Origin of the sequence: Sphingomonas sp. BK580, assembly GCF_014194975.1 — a bacterium.
GTDB lineage: Bacteria > Pseudomonadota > Alphaproteobacteria > Sphingomonadales > Sphingomonadaceae > Sphingomonas.
This window is the reverse complement of sequence record NZ_JACIAY010000001.1, coordinates 42,434-59,864: the sequence shown is the minus strand read 5'-3', so window position 1 is coordinate 59,864 and position 17,431 is coordinate 42,434. Positions and strand designations below refer to the sequence as shown.

General features: G+C 68.8%; 18 protein-coding genes. 15 read left to right on the top strand and 3 right to left on the bottom strand.

The features are described from left to right. Nucleotides 1-56: 56 nt before the first annotated feature. From FHY05_RS22345 to FHY05_RS00220, 12 genes are all read left to right on the top strand, one after another. Entirely contained in the window at nt 57-191 is a 135-nt protein-coding gene (locus FHY05_RS22345; RefSeq protein WP_260181067.1) for a hypothetical protein, read from the top strand. Then, on the top strand, nt 184-2,649 hold the full coding sequence (locus FHY05_RS00270) for a D-Ala-D-Ala carboxypeptidase family metallohydrolase (protein ID WP_183942434.1): 2,466 nt from the start codon (nt 184-186) through the stop codon (nt 2,647-2,649). The genes FHY05_RS22345 and FHY05_RS00270 overlap by 8 nt, the downstream gene beginning before the upstream one ends. Continuing rightward, nucleotides 2,646-3,239, top strand: coding sequence for a hypothetical protein (locus FHY05_RS00265; RefSeq protein ID WP_183942433.1), 594 nt, complete (start codon nt 2,646-2,648; stop codon nt 3,237-3,239). Before FHY05_RS00270 ends, FHY05_RS00265 begins: the two co-directional genes overlap by 4 nt. Continuing rightward, nucleotides 3,236-3,880 (top strand): hypothetical protein, encoded by a 645-nt coding sequence (locus FHY05_RS00260; protein WP_183942432.1) that lies wholly within the window; start codon nt 3,236-3,238, stop codon nt 3,878-3,880. The genes FHY05_RS00265 and FHY05_RS00260 overlap by 4 nt, the downstream gene beginning before the upstream one ends. Beyond that, nucleotides 3,880-4,308: a DUF6950 family protein gene (locus tag FHY05_RS00255; protein WP_183942431.1), complete on the top strand. Its 429-nt coding sequence runs from the start codon at nt 3,880-3,882 to the stop codon at nt 4,306-4,308. Before FHY05_RS00260 ends, FHY05_RS00255 begins: the two co-directional genes overlap by 1 nt. Before the next feature lie 11 nt (nt 4,309-4,319). Continuing rightward, nucleotides 4,320-8,510: a hypothetical protein gene (locus tag FHY05_RS00250; RefSeq protein ID WP_183942430.1), complete on the top strand. Its 4,191-nt coding sequence runs from the start codon at nt 4,320-4,322 to the stop codon at nt 8,508-8,510. Beyond that, nucleotides 8,510-9,154 carry a hypothetical protein gene (locus tag FHY05_RS00245; RefSeq protein WP_183942429.1) on the top strand — a complete coding sequence of 215 codons (645 nt, stop codon included), beginning with the start codon at nt 8,510-8,512 and terminating at the stop codon, nt 9,152-9,154. The genes FHY05_RS00250 and FHY05_RS00245 overlap by 1 nt, the downstream gene beginning before the upstream one ends. Nucleotides 9,155-9,171: 17 nt before the next feature. Then, nucleotides 9,172-9,312 carry a hypothetical protein gene (locus FHY05_RS00240; protein WP_183942428.1) on the top strand — a complete coding sequence of 47 codons (141 nt, stop codon included), beginning with the start codon at nt 9,172-9,174 and terminating at the stop codon, nt 9,310-9,312. 94 nt (nt 9,313-9,406) lie between these two features. After that, nucleotides 9,407-9,658, top strand: a complete 252-nt coding sequence (locus tag FHY05_RS00235) for a hypothetical protein (RefSeq protein WP_183942427.1) — start codon at nt 9,407-9,409, stop codon at nt 9,656-9,658. A 22-nt stretch (nt 9,659-9,680) separates the two neighbouring features. Continuing rightward, nucleotides 9,681-10,451 carry a lysozyme gene (locus tag FHY05_RS22340; RefSeq protein ID WP_260181066.1) on the top strand — a complete coding sequence of 257 codons (771 nt, stop codon included), beginning with the start codon at nt 9,681-9,683 and terminating at the stop codon, nt 10,449-10,451. Next, nucleotides 10,448-10,888: a hypothetical protein gene (locus tag FHY05_RS00225; protein WP_183942426.1), complete on the top strand. Its 441-nt coding sequence runs from the start codon at nt 10,448-10,450 to the stop codon at nt 10,886-10,888. Before FHY05_RS22340 ends, FHY05_RS00225 begins: the two co-directional genes overlap by 4 nt. Nucleotides 10,889-11,053: 165 nt before the next feature. Next, a complete protein-coding gene (locus FHY05_RS00220) occupies nt 11,054-12,295 on the top strand; it encodes an SGNH/GDSL hydrolase family protein (RefSeq protein WP_183942425.1) in 1,242 nt (413 codons plus the stop codon). On the opposite strand, the gene FHY05_RS00215 is transcribed toward FHY05_RS00220, so the two are convergent. Next, nucleotides 12,289-12,516, bottom strand: a complete 228-nt coding sequence (locus tag FHY05_RS00215; protein WP_183942424.1) for a hypothetical protein — start codon at nt 12,514-12,516, stop codon at nt 12,289-12,291. The two genes, FHY05_RS00220 and FHY05_RS00215, sit on opposite strands and share 7 nt — an antisense overlap. A 56-nt stretch (nt 12,517-12,572) precedes the next feature. On the opposite strand from FHY05_RS00215, the gene FHY05_RS00210 reads away from it, so the two are divergent. Together FHY05_RS00210 and FHY05_RS00205 are read left to right on the top strand one after the other, a co-directional pair. Then, nucleotides 12,573-12,890: a hypothetical protein gene (locus FHY05_RS00210; protein ID WP_183942423.1), complete on the top strand. Its 318-nt coding sequence runs from the start codon at nt 12,573-12,575 to the stop codon at nt 12,888-12,890. A 340-nt stretch (nt 12,891-13,230) separates the two neighbouring features. Next, nucleotides 13,231-14,031, top strand: coding sequence for a DNA adenine methylase (locus FHY05_RS00205; protein ID WP_183942422.1), 801 nt, complete (start codon nt 13,231-13,233; stop codon nt 14,029-14,031). Between the two features lie 107 nt (nt 14,032-14,138). Here FHY05_RS00205 and FHY05_RS00200 read toward each other — a convergent pair whose 3' ends face one another. Beyond that, entirely contained in the window at nt 14,139-14,831 is a 693-nt protein-coding gene (locus FHY05_RS00200; protein ID WP_183942421.1) for a hypothetical protein, read from the bottom strand. Between the two features lie 73 nt (nt 14,832-14,904). Here FHY05_RS00200 and FHY05_RS00195 point away from each other — a divergent pair, with 73 nt between their 5' ends. Continuing rightward, nucleotides 14,905-16,149, top strand: a complete 1,245-nt coding sequence (locus FHY05_RS00195; protein WP_183942420.1) for a phage integrase central domain-containing protein — start codon at nt 14,905-14,907, stop codon at nt 16,147-16,149. 227 nt (nt 16,150-16,376) lie between these two features. On the opposite strand, the gene FHY05_RS00190 is transcribed toward FHY05_RS00195, so the two are convergent. After that, the gene (locus FHY05_RS00190; RefSeq protein WP_183942419.1) at nt 16,377-17,276 is read right to left on the bottom strand and encodes a helix-turn-helix domain-containing protein; all 900 of its coding nucleotides are present in this window, start codon (nt 17,274-17,276) and stop codon (nt 16,377-16,379) included. Nucleotides 17,277-17,431 lie beyond the last annotated feature (155 nt).

Below are 17,431 nucleotides of genomic sequence, written 5' to 3'. Positions count from 1 at the left end.
GCCAGATCCGCACCGCCGGTACCGGCGCGCCGATCGGGCTCGACTTCGGCTCGATCATGACGGTCGGGCTCCACCTCGGCGCTGACCTCGAGCTGCTCGCCGACGTGCTGCCGCGCATCGAGCCGATCATCATCGACAACCTGGCCGGGGAGGATCCCGGCACCGAAACGGAGGGCGGCGATCATGCGTAGCGTCGGCATCCGTCTCGGTACCGTTGGCAAGGGCGAGGTCGTCGCGGATCTCCGCGAGATCGGCACCACCGGCGATGCCGCCTTCGATCGCATCGCCAAGCGCGCGGTGCGGTCGGGCGAGGAGGCGCAGGCCGCGATCGCCAAGGCGGAGCGCGACGCGCGCAAGCTCGAGACGCTGATGCCGGGGCTGACCCCGGGCAAGCTCGACATGTACGCCGGCACGCGCGAGAACGTCGGCAAGAGCGCGGAGAGCAGCGCCGCGGTGTTCGCGGCCGCCTATGAGAAGATGGAGGAGCGCGCCGAGGCGCTGCGCCGCGCGATCGACCCGCTCTACATGGCGCAGCAGCGCTTCGACGCCGAGATCGGTGAGGCGCGCACGCTCATGGCGGCCGGCGTGCTGTCGCTGGACGACTATTCCAAGGCGGCCTGGCGCGCTCACGAGAACCTCGAGGCGGCCGGCGGTACGGCGCAGCGGACGGCCAAGCGGTCCGGCTCGTCGTTCGCCGCGGCCGCGCCGCAGATCCAGGACTTCTTCACTCAGGTCAGCATGGGCGGCAACGCCATCAACGCCTTCGTGGTGCAGGGCGGCCAGTTGGTCGGCCAGCTCCAGTATGCTCAGGGTGCGGTCGGCAACTTCGCCCGCTTCATGATGGGCCCATGGGGCGTCGCCATCCAGGTCGCGGTGATGGTGCTCGGCCCGCTCGTGTCGAAGCTGTGGGAGGAGAGCGAGGCGTCGAAGAAGGCCAAGGAGGCCGCCGAGGCGCACCGCAAGGCGGTTCTCGATCTCGCCGACGCGCAGGGCAAGGCGCTGCAGACGGCCGAGCGCAAGCAAGCGATCGATGTCGCCAATATCAAGATTGAGCTGGACGCGACGCTCGCCACTCGGAAGCGCACCGAGGCGGAGCTGCAGGCCGCGCGCGCGCGCCTGGTGGCCGCGCAGGCGACTCAGGCGAACGCCGGCGGTACCGCGCCCGGGCTGATGAGCGGGGTCGCCGGTGCCAACGCCGCAATGCAGCAGGGCAAGATCGACGAGCTCACCGCGGCGCTGAAGGTCAACGCCTCGGAGGTCGAGCGCCTCGAGAAGGGCTTCCAGCTCGGGTTCAACCGGCTCATCGGCATGCGGGTCGAGGCCACGTCGACGCCGCAGGGCAAGGTCGAGGCCACCTACCAACGCGACCTGCAGAAGGCGATGGAAACGCTGATCGGCGACGCGCTGGTGACGCGCCAGCGCCAGCTCATCGCCACGCGCGATGCCGAGCTCGAGCGGATCCGGAAGGCGGAAGCGGCCGAACGCGCCCTCGGCAAGGCGCGCGCCGACACCGAGACGCTGACCAGCAACGCTGTCGCCAAGATGCTGCGCGAAGCCATCCCGGGCGTCCACGTGACGAGCACCACCCGCACCGCCGAGCACAATCGCGCAATCGGTGGGGCGCCCAACTCCAACCACGTACGCGGCAACGCGATCGACTTCGTACCGGCCGGCGGCATGTCGTCGATGACGAAGGACGATGTGCGCCGCATCTTCGAGAGCCGCGGCATCGACGTGATCGAGCTGCTCGGGCCCGGCGACAAGGGGCACAGCGACCACTTCCACGTCGCCTGGACCAAGGGCAAGCTGTCGCTCGACGAGTTCAACGACGCGGCCAAGCGCACGCGCGAGGAGCTCGAGCTGCTGACCAAGATCTCGGCCGGCGCCCACGACGTCGACGTGCTGGACGTGATGAAGGCGCGTGCCGACGACTTCAACAACAAGGCCGCGCAGATTCTCGGCTTCGACCGCGATCCGCAGGCGCTCCGTATCGCGACCGGCCAGGAGCTGGTCGCCAATGACAACGCCGATCGCGAGGTCGAGCAGCGGCGGCTCGATCTCGGCAAGGAGCGGATCCAATCGCTCGCCAGCTTCTACCAGGACGTGTTCACGAACGGCACCGGCACGATCTGGGACCTGTTCCGCCAGATGGGCATGCGCGCGCTGTCCGATCTCCTCGCCAAGTGGACGGTGGGCAAGGATGGGAGCGGCGCCGGCGGGCTGCTGGGGAGCGTCCTCAGCCTGTTCGGCAAGGGTGGCGGCAGCGGCGTGACGCCCGGCATTACAGCCGCGAGCACGCAGTCGAGCCTCGGCGCGGTCTACGCTCCGATCCCGAAGTTGGCGTCCGGGACGGAATACTGGTCCGGCGGCGCGGCGCTGCTCGGCGAGCACGGCCCCGAGCGCGCCTGGCTACCGCGCGGCACGCGTGTGTCGCCGGCGGGCGAGACGCGGCGCGCGGCGAACGACGACGCCCGAGCGCCGGCGGCCTTCCACTTCGACCTGCGCGGCGCCGTCGTCACCGCCGACCTGCTCGCGCAGATGAACGCGATGGCTGATGCGAGCGCGGTGCGCGGTGCGAGCGGCGGCGCGGCGATCGCCCAGGCCGAGGGCAAGGCCAGCGCCGTGAAGAAGCTGGGGCGCCGCTGGTGAGCGTCTCCATCCCGCGCCAGCGCATCGCCAGCGTCACGCTGCGCCCGATGCTATACAGCGGCGAGCAGGAGGGCGCATTCGGCGGCGAGAGCCTGCCGATCCCTCGGATGGGCGATCGCTGGGCGGCCGACATCGAGACCGCGCAGCTGCGCCTCGACGCGCCCGGCCGCGACCTGGTGGCAGCCCTGACGCAGGCGCTCACGGACGACGGCTCGATCTCCATCGACCAGCCGAACCGGCCGGCCAACATGATCGCGGCGGACGGCCTGGTCGACGGAAGCGGCAGCGGCGGCACGTCGCTCACTGTGCGCGGGCTGCCCGCCGGCATGGCGATCGCGCGCGGCATCTACTTCTCCATCGTCCACGCCGGCCGGCGCTACGTGCATATGACCACCGCGGCCTCGGTGGTCTCGAGCGCGGGCAAGGTGGCGCTTCCGATCTGGCCGATGCTCCGCTTCCTCACCGTGGATGGCGAGATCGTCGAGCTCGCGCAGCCGCGGATCGAGGGCAAGTTGACCGGCTTCTCGGGCGCGAAGTGGATCCGCAACCGGATCGATCCGCTCGGCCTGGTGATCTCGGAGCGCGCATGACCTTTCGGCTCACGCCCGAGATGACCGCGCGTCTGCGCGCCGGCCGCGATCCGATCGCGCCCATGGTCGAGATCTTCCTGCCCGGGTACACGCTGCGGCACCTGGTCGGCGCCGGCGAGCTGCTCTGGGGCGACCGCAAGTTCCTGAGCAAGGATCCGCGCTTCGGCGTCCTGGTCGCGGCCGGCAACCTCACCGATGGCGTGGCGGACGAGGCGCCGGACTGGACGCTGACCTTCGCCCCGCCGGGCGAGACCGCGGTGGAGGACCTCACCGAAGCCAACGTCCAGACCAGCCTGGTCAACGGCTACCTGGGCGTCGTCGACCGCGCGACCGGCGTGCTGGTACCCGAACCGCTGCAGGTGTTCGCCGGCGAGCTCGACGTGGCGCGTCTGCGCGTCGGCAAGTCGACCCGCACCGTCGAGTGGCGCTGCGTGTCCGCGCTCGAGCGCTTCCACGAAACCGAGACCGGCGCCCGCCTGTCGGACGCCTTCCACAAGATGGTCTGGCCCGGCGAAACCGGGCTGGCGAACATGACCGGCATCGAGAAGACCTCCTACTGGGGTGTCGAGAAGGTCCCTTCCGGGGTGACCTACGGCACCGGCGGTGGTGGTGGCTCGGCCGCCTACGCGAGGTCCTTCTGATGCACGAGCTGGTGCAGCGCGTGAACGCCGCTCAGGCGACGCTCGACGCGGTCCGCGACAAGCCCTTCCGCCTCGGCCGCAATGATTGCGCCCGGATGGTGGCGGGTCACCTGCGCCGGATGGGCCACAGGGTGAAGCTGCCGGCATCGGGCAGCTATGCGTCGCTGCGCGGCGCGGTGAAGGCGCTCGCCGCGCGCGGCTACGCCGATCTGCCCGCCGCCATGGACGCGATGGGGTTCGAGCGTGTCGCGCCGGCCGCCGCGCTGCCGGCCGACGTGCTGGCGCTGCCGGCCGAGTCGCCGATCGGCTGTCTCGCAGTGGTGCTCAACAACGGCCGCGCCTGCGGCTTCGTCGAGGACGCGGTCGGCGCCGCGGTCATCCAGCCCGTCGCCTACGTCGCCGCCTGGCGGATCCCGATCAAAGCCTGAGGTCGATCGACATGAAAGCACTGCGCACGGCGGCCTTCGTGGTGGGGGCCGCCGCCCTCGTCGCGACTGGCGTCGGCGCTGCCGTAGGCGGTGGCCTGATCGCCGCCAGTACGATCGGCGTGAGTGCGGCGACGCTGAGCACCGTTGGCGCGGCCTTGTCGGCGACGGCTGGCGTGCTGTCGATCGCCGCAGCAGCCGCCGCGCCCAAGGGCACGGTCGGGGGCAACGCGACCAAGTTCAAGATCGACAAGGAAGCCGGTATTCCGGTGATGCTCGGCCGCTCCTGGAGCGGCGGCAACGTCGTGCACCGGCAGTATTACAACAACCCGACGTCGAAAATGAAGAACCAGCTGGAGAGCTGGGTCACCGTCCACTCGCTGGGCCCGGTCAAGTCGATTGGACCGTTGCAGATCGACAAGTCGCCTGTCGCCTTCAACGCCGCTGGCGCCGCCATCGGCAGCTTCGCCGGCAACATGTGGCTGCGTACCCAGCTCGGCGCATGCCCGGAGCCAGCAGCGCTGACCGGCCCGTTCGGCGCCTTCCCGGGCTGGGGCGCGTCGTCGAAGCTCTCCGGCCTGGCGGCCGATATCTGGAGCCTCGACTTCGACAGCAAGGGCGAGAAGTTCCCGAACGGCGTGCCCGAGCGCGGCCGCGTGATCGAGGGCGTCTACGTCTACGATCCGCGCCAGGACTCGACCTATCCCGGCGGCGCCGGCGCCTGCCGGCTGGGTCAGCCGAGCACGTACGTCTACTCGCAGAACCCGGGACCGCACGCGATCACCTGGGCATACGGCCACTATCAGAACGGCGTGCTGATGGCGGGCGGCGGGCTGCCGGCCAGCGGCCTCGACTTGGCGCCGTTTGTCGAGTGGTCGAACGTCTGCGACGCCAACGGCTGGACTGTTGGCGGTCTGGTCTACACGACCACCGACGACGGCTGGGACGTGCTGAAGATGATCTGCCAGGCGGGCTCGGCCGAGCCGCTGCCGGTGGGCGCGCAGCTCTCCCTCGCCTTCTCGGCGCCGCGCGTGTCGATCGGCACGATCACGTCCAACGACGTGATGGGCGACGTCGACGTGCCGGCTACCGTGTCGCGCCGCCTGCGCCGCAACACCATCATCCCGAGCGTGCGCCTCGAGACGCATGGCTGGGAGATGGTGCCGCTCGATCCCGTCGTCGTGCCGGACTATGTCGCGATCGATGGCGGTAGTCGGCCCAAAGAGGTCAGCTACCCGCTGATCCAGGACGCCAAGCAGGGCGCCCAGGTCGCGCTCTACGAGATGCTCAACGCGCGTGAGCTCGACGGCATCGTCGTGCCCGCGAAGGTCTATGCACTTGGCTACCGTCCGGGCGACTGCATCACACTCCAGATCCCGGAAGCGAACCTGATCGGCCGCGACGTGGTGGTGCGGCAGCGCGAGATCGACGGCGGCACGCTGGGTGCGACGCTCACCTGCCGAACCGAAACCGCCGGCAAGCACGATTTCGCGCTCGGCAAGACCGGCACGCCTCCGCCTACGCCTGACCTGAGCAACCCCGGCATCGACCGCTCGCCGCCTGACGCTGACGACTGGTCGGTCGAGGGCACGACGCTCTCGGCCGATGGCGTGGCGACGCCGGCGCTGGTCATCATCGGCCACGCCGACCGAATCAGCGCCGACGAGGTGATCTTCGACTATCGCCCGTACATCGCCGGCGCGGCGCCGGACGTGAATTGGACGGGGGCAAGCCTCGAGCCGGCGACGGTCACCCGCAAGGAGATCGCCAGCGTCACCGCCTCGACGCAGTACGAAGTCGGGGTGCGCTATCGCATGCGCGGCGCCGTCTCCGATCGCCTGATCCTCGGTCCTGTGACAACCGGCGGTTTCGAAGGCGTTGGTGGCCAAGATGGTGCCAGCGCCTTTGCACTGATCAACGTCGGCAACTGCACCTTCCCGTCGCCGAGCTCGATCGCGAAGGTCGCCGGCTCCGGCAACGATTGGGTGGGCAAGGCCCGCACCGCCGAGTTCTCGACCGGATCGGCGTCGGTCTCGGGCAAGATGCTGATCGACACCTTCATCGGCCTCACCACCGACCCCTCGGCCGACACCAGCTATGGGTCGATCGACTATGGCCTTCACCTGAGCAGCGATCGCAACCTCTTCTCGGTTTGGCGAAACGGCACTCCGGTCTGGGAAAGCCAGCCGCAAGGGTGGTCGGCGCCCGCCGGCGCGCGCGGCCTGATCGTCAGCGACGGCAAGATCGTGCGCTACAGCATGGAGGGCTTCGGCGAGATCTACTCGCACCCGGTCAACACGGTCGGCGAGTCCCTCTACGGCGCCTTCGCCCTCTTCCGCGACGCCGGCGAGCAGATCACCGGCATCACGTTCGCGATCGGTGGGAGCAGGGGCACCGACGGTTTGCCGGGCGAGGCCGGAAAGAACGGCGACACCTGGTACCCGTACTTCGCTTACGCCGACAGCCCGGACGGCACGATCAACTTTACCACGGGTGAGGCGGGGTCGCGCTCCTATGTGGGGACCGCGAGCGGCACTTCGCCGACCGAGCCGCAGATCCCCGGCCTCTACACGTGGTCTCGCTACCTCGGCCCGCCCTTCGGCATGGACACGCGAGGCTACGCCTCGGTGTCAGGGCGGACCATCCGCAAGGCCACGGCCGGCACAATCATCGACTGGGACAGCGACGCATACTCTACGGTCGGGTACACCGGGGGCGCTGCGGCAAGCGGACAGGCCTCTCCCGGCGATGGCGGGATCATGTTTGGTCTCAACAGCGATCCTCGGACTGACGCCAGCTACGGGTCCCTCGATTACGCATGGTTCGTCACCGGAGACGGCAACAACCTCCAGATCTACGAGAGCGGCACGTATATCGGCGTGGTTGCCGGCGGCTATGACGCGAACACCCTGTTGCAGGTGGTCTACAACGGTCGGTACGTGACATACCTCCGCAACGGAGACGTTGCGCGTGTCGTGGATGCGGGGCTCAACCGCACGTTCTTCTTCGACAGCAGCCTCAACACGCCGGGCGCCATCCTGAGCAACATCGACTTCAAGCCGGTGTCCCCCGCGCTCCCGGACATCAAATTGTCCGCCTCTGCCACCACGCAGAAGTATAATTCGGATGGCAGCCCGTCTTTCTACGACATCTCGTTTCAGACGACGCGCTTCAACTCACCCGTCGACCCGTACTTCAGTGTCATCAACTCGCAGGGGGTGGTTCAGCTCGGGTGGGGCCGGGCGATCGACCACGTCAACAACTACCCCGGGCTGTTCTCCAGCACCGGACCGGACAACCTGACGATCCGGGCGAGCGGTCAGTGGAGCGTGGCAGTCATTGACGCCGACGTGGCCGCAGGCGGTAAAGGGTTCTACACCGTCAACGTAGCCACCGATCTGGTGGCCGGTGTCGTCACGGGCTCCACGGTCACCAAGGTGCGAGACGGTGCCAAGGGCGCCGACAGCACCGTGCCGGGCCCGGCCGCGCTGGCGCTCACCGCATCCGTCAGCAGCCTGACCTTCCTCGCCGAGGCGAACGGTACGCTTAAGTCGGGCCAGCTCGCGCAGGTGATCGTCTTCACCTACACCGAGGGGCCTAACAATGTATCGACCTCGGTCGACTGGACGGTGCCTGAGTTCTCGGGCTGCACCGGGCAGATGACGTCGTCGGGGCTCGTGACCTTCAACAGCGTCACCGCGTCGGGCTACGTGCGTGTCACCGGCACCTACAAAGGGCAGGCTTACACCATCAAGGTGCCAATCTCCCTGCAGCGCGATCCTCCGCCTCCGCAGAAGCCGGAGATTGGGTCGATGGGTGCGGCCGGGTACAGCATCTCGAGCACGTCCTACCCCAGCATCCCGCTCAACACGGTGACCGTGTCCGTGCTCAACGGGGTGCTGCGGACGAACATGAGCATCGAGTATTCCGCGGCGGGGCAGGGCAACGTCTATCTCGAGGCGATGGTCGGCTATCGGCTCGCCGGCACGAGCAACGCCTGGTCCTACCTGCCGGCAGTCCAGGGCACGCAGGCGCGCATCAACAACAACAACCAGTCGGAACCGATAAACGAGCCGGGCTCGATCAACGCGGCTCAGCAGGTCAACGTCGGGTCGGCGCGCTATGAGCTCGGGCTCTTCCTGCGCAAGTACCAGGGCGTTCAGACCGGCGACACCAGCGGTGTCGTCCTGGCGGATGGCAGCTGATGCAATACTGGACGATCACCGACGTCGCCGGCACGACGGTGCTGGCAGCGGCTTATCCGACGCCAAGTGTGGGCAGCCACCCGAAGGACAACGGCTGGCCGTGGGACGCGGCGAAGCAGAAGGCGTGGCGGATCGACGCCGTGCCGGACCAGGCGGTGATGCGGTGGATCGCCCCGGCCTGGGTCGAGGACCTTGCGACCGTCGAGGCGAGCCTGATGGCGCTCGTGAAGGCGACGAACGAGGCCAATGTTCGGGCTATCTACTCGACCAACTTCGGCAAGCAGAAGAAGTATAGCCGCAAGCAGCAGGAGGTCCTCGACTTCCGCTCGCTCTCTGGCGCGCTCGGCATGCCGGTCACGAACGCGCTGACGGCGACGCTGAGTTCATTCCTGCCCGGCTTCGCCACGCTCTCCGCGGCGCAGCAGAAGCGCAAGTTCCGCTTCTCGATGGCGCAGGCCAAGCTGCGCGGCGTCACGATCGACGTGATCATCGGCGAAATCGAGGCGCGCCTCGACACCGTCGAAGACCAGATCGCCGCATGGGAGGCGATCGAGCTGGAGGCCATTCGCGCGATCAAGGCGGCGACCACTGCCGCCGCCAAGCGAGCCGCCTACGCCGCGATTGACTGGACCTGGAAGCCTTAACCCCAAGGAGACCGACTATGAAGACGATGACGATCGCGGCCGCGCTGGCCGCGGCGGCGCTGGCTTGCGCCTGCACCCCGGCGAAGCGCCCCGCGCCGAGCGGCGATCTGGGCAACTGGGTCGAGGCCGCACCCTATCCGGACGGCACGCAGAAGTAAGCTCGCCTCGAGGTCCCCGCCTCGAGGCACCCACCAGCGCCACCCGCGCGGAGACCTCCCCATGACTGATACACCCACCGCCACGGCCGTCGTCGTGGCGCCCGCGGCCGCGCGCGCGCCCTGGAAGGACCTCATCCCGGTCCTCACCATCATGCTCACCATCGTCGGCATGCTGGTCGCCGGTGGGAAGATGCTTGGCAAGCTCGACGACAACACGCGGCGCATCGAAAAGCTCGAGGTGCGCGCTGACACGAGCAGCGTCGAGCAGAGCGACATGAAGGCCAACCTCGCGGCGATCAACGCGAAGCTCGACCTCCTCATCCGCCGCACGCCCGAGCGGCCCTGACCCCTCCCGCAAGGAACCTCCCATGACGCTCATCCTCGAGCGGGCGCGCGCCTCGACGCACGCCTGGTCCGTCCGCATCGCCGCGATCGGCGCCGCCATCTATGCCTCGCTGCTCACGATCGACCCGACGGCGCTGCAGGCCGCCTGGTCGAGCATGCCGCCCGAGTTGCGCGCGCTGCTGCCCCAGCACCTGCAGGCCTGGATCAGCTTGGCGTTGTTCGTCGCCGTCGCCGTCGCGCGCACGGTGCCGCAGCCGGCCGCGGCGCACCGCCTCGGCCTGATCAGCTCGCCGGCGCCGGCGATGAAGGTCGGACCCTTGGCGATCGCGCTGCTGCACCACTTCGAGCGGTGCCGCCTGGTCGCCTACCTCTGTCCCGCCGGCAAATGGACGATCGGCTGGGGGATGACCTACTATCCCGACGGTCGACGAGTGAAGGCGGGCGACCGCATCACCCAGGACCAGGCCGACGCCATGTTCGAGCAGCTGCTCGCGCGCGACTTCGCGCCGGCGGTGTTGGCGGCGATCGGCCGGGCGCCGATTACCGCGGCGCAGTTCGGCGCCATGGTCGTGCTGGCCTACAACATCGGCAAGGGCGCGTTCCGCAGCTCCACCGTGCTCCGGCTCCACCGCGCCGGCGAGATCGACGCGGCGGCGCGCGCGTTCGCGCTCTTCAACAAGAGCAACGGGCAGATCTCGAGCGGGCTGATCCGTCGGCGCGCGGCTGAGGCCGCGCTCTACCTCGGCGACTTCGCCGAGCTGAAGGCCCAGACTCATGGCGAGGTCGCAGCGTGACCCCCGCCGCGGCATTCGCGCTGCTGCGCCGGTTCTGGCCGGCGCTGCCGATCGTCGGCCTGGCGATCGCCGTCCTGGTGATGCGCGCGCAGCTCGCCGACGCGAGGCACCACCTGGCGCTCGAGCGCAGCCAGGCGACCGCCGCGGCCGAGCGCGCGCGCCGCGAGCTCGCCGAGCTCGAGACCGCGAACGCGCAGCGCGAGGCGAAAGGCAACGCCAACTTCGCCGACCGGCTCGCCGCTCAGCGACCTGTGATCGTCCGCTCCACCAACACCGTGAGGAAATATGCTCAAACTGATGCCGGCCGTACTCGCTGCCTTGCTCCTGACGGGGTGCGTAGCTTCGCAGAGGACCGGGCCGATCTCTTTGCGGTTGCGCCCTCCACCAGCGGCGGCTCTGACGCCGTGCCGACCGAGCGAGCTGTCCGTCCAGAGTGACGGCTCCATGTCCTCGGCCGACATGCTCCGGGCGATGCGCGAAGGGGACGTGTCGCTCGCCGAGTGCGACGCGCGGCGGCAGCTGCTCGTCGACGCGTGGCCCAAGGGGCTCTGATCATCCGCAGAGCTCTTGCATCGATCCAGCTTCAACATGAAGGAACCACCATGCGAAACCTGCTTATGCGGGTGAGCGCGTTCGCGCTCGCCCTGGTTGCCGCCGCTACGCCGGTCGCGGCGCAGACCGTCACCACGGTGAACGGGGACGAGAGCGTCCGCGTCATCCAAAACGGCTCGACGAAGTCGGCGCCGATCGGCTCGCTCGTCGCCACGCTGTCGAATGCCTCGGGCGTCCCGACGCCCTACGCCGGCGCGGCGTTGCCGAAGTGGCGCAAGGCGCTCAACTCGCTACGCGCCGGCGTCTCGGGCAACATCCGCATCGCCTTCGTCGGCGACAGCAAGACCCGCTTCTTCCCGCTCGCGGGCGCCGCGCCGAAGAGCAAGCCGCGCCGCGTGGGCGAGCTGCTCGCCAACGCCGGCGTGCCCACCATCACCGACACCATCTTCGGCGCCGGCGGTGCGGGCACGATGGCCGAGGCGGTCTCGTACGACCCGAAGCTGTCCGGCTTTTCGGGCTGGGGCGGTGGCAACATCTCGCTCGGCGGCGCAGCCTATTACTCCGGCGGCACGACGGCGGGCACGTTCACGCCGGCGAAGGCGGTCGACCGCGCGTCGTTCTACTTCGTCCAGACGCCGGGTGCCGCGACCTTCACGGTGACGAAGGGGCCGGAGACCTTCAACCTCACCTCCAACGGCACGGCAGCGCTCGGCAAGGCCGACGTGACCTTCACCACGAAGGACAACTCGCCGATCTCGATCGCGCGCACCGGCGGAGGTAACTTCAACTTCGTCGGTCTGGTCGCCTGGGACAGCGCCACCCCCGCCGTCGAGATCGCCAACTTCGGCGTCGCCGGCGTCCAGAGCGGCTTCCAGGCCGACACCGCCAACGCCTGGTCGCCGGCAAACGCCCTCGCGACCTACGCGCCCAGCCTGACGGTCATCAACCTCGGTACCAACGACCTCAACCAGGGGCAGACGCTGGCGACGTTCCTGGCGAACGAGTCGACCATCATCGACAAGGCGCAGCTCAGCGGCGACGTGATCGTGATCTGGCCGGCGGTCGCGGGCACCACCGCGGGTGGCGGTACGGACGCGACCCGCGCCGCGTGGAAGCCGCAGCTGCGCGCGCTCGCGGCGTCGAAGGGCGCGCTCTTCCTCGACGAGGAGGCGATGTTCGGCGGCCGCGTCGGCGCGCAGTCGGGCGGCTGGTTCTCCGATGACCTCCACGAGGCCGCGCCCGCGGCGTTCGCCGAGGCGAGCGCGATGACCCGGCTGATCCTGGGTCAGTAAGGCGCTCGGAAGGGGATGATCGTCGGCGACCTCGCGCCGCACTTCTGGCAACGGAGGTGCGGCGCGATCGCCGCGATCGTCTCGCCGGCGCCGATCCGCGCGCATGCGGCGCGCAGGGTGCAGATCGGGACGAGCTCGATGCGGCCGCAGCTGCAGGTGACATGCGCGGAGAAGCCGCGCTCGTCGTAATCGTCCAGGGTCTCGAGTCGGCGGTGCTGCATGACGGCGCCCCATCGAGCACCGAAAATCCAACATCGCCAGCCCTTACGTTCCCGCCATGTTCCGGCATGCTGGTCGAGCGATGGGCGCCAATTTCCGACCTGAGACGCTCTCCGAGCTGGCCGCGCGCGGCAACGTCGCGGTGCGCTGCGCCTGCGGCCACCGCGCCGTCATCGATGGGCCGAAGCTCTCTCGATACTTCCTCGCTCACCTCTGGGACGGCCGGCTGCACCTGGTCCAGGACCGGCTTCGCTGCACCAGGTGCCGCGGCAAGCGTGTGCGCCTTGGGCTCACCTTCGACCAGCCGACCGGGCCCGAGTGGGGCCCGCGCAGCGAGCGCGAGTGGAAGGAGCTGGTCCGCCGCCTGCGCGGATAGGCTTCCGCGCCGTTCGCCTCGGTGCCATACTCCCCGGCGCCGGTCGGAGCTTAGCCGCGAGGACCGGCCCGCGCGCGCGGCATCCCAGGGTCACCGGTTCGCCGGGTGGCCCGCTAATACAAGACCCTTCGGGGGAATACGCGGGGCGTAGTTCCCTGGGTCTGCGCGGCTAACCACCCGGTTCGGGTCGGTTGGCCGCGCAGCACCTCCACCAGATCCTCGCGGCCGAGAGCCGCTGCCGAGATCCTGCGCCGCACTGGTGCAGGCCCGTCGATCGTCGCCGATCGGCGCGATCCCGCGCGCGTAGCCGAGCGCTTCCTCCCGCAGAGAAAGCCCCGACATGCCAACCACCACCGCCGCTCGGCCTCTTGCGCCGTACCTGGGCGGCAAGCGCAACCTGGCCAAGCGCCTGTGCGCCATCATCGATACGACGCCGCACCGCACCTACGTCGAGCCCTTCGTCGGCATGGGCGGGATCTTCCTGCGCCGCGGCCGCGTCGCGCCGGCCGAGGTGATCAACGACATCTCGCGCGACGTCTCCAACCTTTTCCGCGTCGCCCGGCGCCACTTCGAGCCGCTCGTCGACGAGGTCGAGCTGCTGCTCGCCAGCCGCGACGAGTTCGACCGCCAGCGCCGGGTCGATCCCGACACGCTGACCGACATCGAGCGCGCAGCGCGCTTCCTCTACCTGCAGCGGCTCACGTTCGGCGGAAAGGTGATTGGACGAACGTTCGGCGTCTCGGCTGGTCGACCATCCCGCTTCGACTATGCGGCGCTCCGCGCCGAGATCCGCGCGCTCGGCGCGCGCCTGGCGCCGGTGACGATCGAGCGGCTACCCTACGCTGACCTGATCCGACGGTACGACTCGGCCGAGACGCTCTTCTACCTGGACCCGCCCTACTGGGGCTCCGAGGACGATTACGGCGCCGAGGTGTTCTCGCGCGGCGACTTCGAGCAGCTCGCCGAGCAGCTCGCCGGGATCCGCGGCAAGTTCGTGCTGTCGATTAACGCGACCGAAGGGTCGCGCGCCGTATTCAGCCGGTTCCGCACCGTCGACGTCGATGTTGCCTGGTCAATTGCGACCAGGTCGACCGGAACGGCAAAGCGCGTCACCGAGCTGGTCGTCAGCAACATCGGCTGATCAGCGCGGGGTATCGGTCGGGGTATCGAGCCCCAGCGGATACCCCGCACACCCGCAGAAATCCGCCATCGGCTCGCACACCGAGGCGGAGGCAACCTCCACCGCGATCAGCTTGAACGGTCGACCAGACCATCGATGACGAGGTGCTCCCGAGCAGTCCTTTCGCTCGACATCGGCGGGGCCTCGCGCTGGACACGAGCGATTAAGCCCGGGCCGCGCTCGAGAAGACCGCGCTGCCAAGCGTCCTCCAACTCAGCATAGATTTCGTCCTCCTTCTCCGAGGCCTTCGCCATGATCCATGGTTCGATGACGTCGATAAGCGTCACCATGTCCAACAACGCGCTTCCCAAATAATTTGCTCGGTCAGAATACCAGCGAAGGTTTGCTTCGAAGCCCTCAAGCTCAAAGACGGTGTGCGATTCGAGCCACGATCCACTCGGGTGCTCGAAATGCTCACGGTGAGCGACAGCCTTTCTTCGAATGTTTCTCAAGTCTTCGTGCCGTCTTTTCTGCTCGTCATTAAGCGCTTTCGACGGATCAAATTTGCTGGTCGCTTCGGCGTATAAAAGGAAGGCACGAGCGCCAAGACCAGCGTCGATAAGAACATCGTCGGGAGAGAGGGGGCCGTATCCTTGTGCTTCCTCCCTCCTAACGATCAGTTTAATCGTCTCACGCGCTAGGTGAAGATCACTCCCAGCCCAGTGCGCTTTTGAGTAGTAGTCCAGCCGACCTTTGATAGCTTTTCGTTTCGCGCGGTCGGTGATCGCGTCAACTAATTTGAAGGCGTCAACGTAGATCATCCGCGTTCCTCGAACGTGGAACACGGGCGTGCGCGAATCGCGGCGCTCGAAGCTCCAACAAGCGGAAATTGATATGCTCACGAACGCCGCGGTGAAAGCCGCGCGGCCGCGCGCGGCCGCCTACAAGATCGCTGACGAGCGGGGCCTGCACCTGTTCGTGGCACCGACCGGCCGCAAGTCGTTTCGCTGGCGCTTCCGCTTCGCCGGCCACGAGCAGCTCCTGACGATTGGCCAGTGGCCGGAGGTGTCGCTCGACGCCGCACGGGCCCGGGCCGAGGCCGCGCGCGAGCAGCTCGGCCGCGGCCTGGATCCGCGGACGATCGCCACGGCGATGACCTTCGAACGTGCCGGGCGCGCCTGGCACGCGCAGCAGCTCGCCGGCTGGACGCCGGTCCACGCCCGCGACGTGCTCGCCAGCCTTGAGGCCGACGTGTTCCCCGAGCTGGGCCCGCTCGAGCTGGACGCGATCGACTCGCCGGCGGTGCTGCGCATCGTCCGCGCGATCGAGCGGCGCGGCGCGATCGTCACCGCCTCGCGCGTGCGGCAGCGGATCTCGGACGTGTTCGCGCTCGCGATCAGCGAGGGCTGGTGCTCGATCGACCCGGCGGCCGTTGTCGGCCGCGCGCTGGCGCCGGCGCCGGCGCCGCGGCACCAGCCGGCGGTGACGACGATCGCCGACGCGCGCGAGCTGCTCGCCGCGGCCGAGCTCGTCGACGCCGGCGCGGCGGTGAAGCTCGCCTCGCGCTTCCTCGCGCTCACCGCGGTGCGCCTCGCGGTGGTGCGCGGCGCGCGCTGGCCGGAGATCGAGGACCTGGACGGCGCCGAGCCGCTCTGGCGCGTGCCTGCCGCGCGGATGAAGCTCGCGGCGGCGAAGAAGCGCGACGCGGCGAACGATCATTTGGTGCCGCTGGCGCCGGCCGCGGTCGACGTCTTGCGCGCCGCACGCGCGCTGCGCGTTGCCAATATGCATCCTGGCGATGCAAATATGCATGCTGCGGATGCGGATCGCGACTCCGGCGAGCTGATCTTCCCGGGCCGAGGCGGCGCGGCGCCGATCGGCGAGGGCGCGATCGGCGCGCTCTATGATCGCGCGGGCTTCGCGCGGCGCCATGTCCCGCACGGCTGGCGCGCTACCTTCTCGACGATCATGAACGAGCAGGCGCCGGACCAGCGGGGCGTGATCGATCGCGCGCTAGGCCACGTCCTCAAGCGAGAGGACGGATCCGTGGCGAAGGTCGAGAGCGCGTACAACCGCGCCCAGCAGCTCGCGCCACGCCGGCGACTGTTCGAGACCTGGGCCGAGATCCTGACGGGCTGACCGCGCCTCGAGCTCCGCGGTCGGGGCGGTTGGCACCGTTCGTGCTCCATCCCCCCCAGGCAGCATCGGGGCGGCGCAAGCCGCCACGCTCGACAGCCGGGTCTTGGCGATCGAGTGGGTGAGTCGTGCCGTTGCGGCGTGGGGGGATGCTCAATCTGCGCATGGGACCGCCCTTAGGCGGTCCCATTCCTTATCCCTTCAACCCCTTGAGGTGGATAGAGGACATTCTATGTCCTTGCGTTACGGATCGAAGCACCCAGGCTGTGGATCGCGCTTCTCAGGTCAGAAGCCCCCGCCATCACCGGTCCAGCTGCGCTCAGGAGGGCGATAGGCGCGTTCGTGAGCGCAGCGGGTACGCGGCCGAGGCGGCGCAGCTTCGCCGCCAGGATCAGCGCGTAACGCTGCCAGAGACGGGTCGGCATCTTCTCGCGATGCTCGAAATGGTAGGCGTTGCTGGTCTGCTCGCGCTGGGGTCCGCGTTCGCCTTCGTTCCCCGTACGGATCGTGCGCCGCACCCAGGACACGAAGCCTTGCGCCTTGAGGCGATTCAGCGCGCCCTTCACGCTGTTCGGGTGGCATCCCGCGGCCTCGGCTATCGTCTTGTGCTCGGGAAAAAGTCGGCCTGTCGCGAAGTCGAGGTGCCGCAAGAGCGCCTTGAGGACAGATACGTCGATACGACGAAGGCGGCGGTCGGCACCTTCGATCACCTGCCGCAGCCGCGATAGCTCCATCCGGATGGCAGCTGGTCGCCCTGGTGGGATCTCGGCTGGTGACGCCGCGGCAAGAGCGGCATGCTCCGCCTGCAATTCATCATGCTTCGCGCGAGCGGCGCGCACGTCCGACGCCGGCGTCTCCTTCCAACCCTGATGGTACCATTCCTCCGCGGCCTGCAGCAACGCCTCTCGGTGGGCTAAGCCTTGCCCGACAGACCCGTCGCCGATCCTCGTCCATGGTCGAGCACGAGAGTCTGCGACGTCGTAGCTGTGCTTGTGCGGGATCCGGCGTCCTTCACCGTGATCCGGGCCGCGCTTGCTTCGACCGCTCAGGCGGGCAGTAAATCCTTTTGTGATCTGGTAGGTCTGCCGCGCCGAGATGGTGGCGGGCTCGATCGAGCTGGAGTGCGACATGGAAGGCGTCCCGGGCGGGCAGTCGACGGACGCACGAAAGCGCCGGCTGAATCGCATTCGATCGCCGTGCGCATGTCGTGCTGTGAAAGGCGCCCTGAGGCGCCGTCGTCGCTGGTTTTCGCCGCTCCCGTGGAGGTCCGGTGTGACTCCGGTGT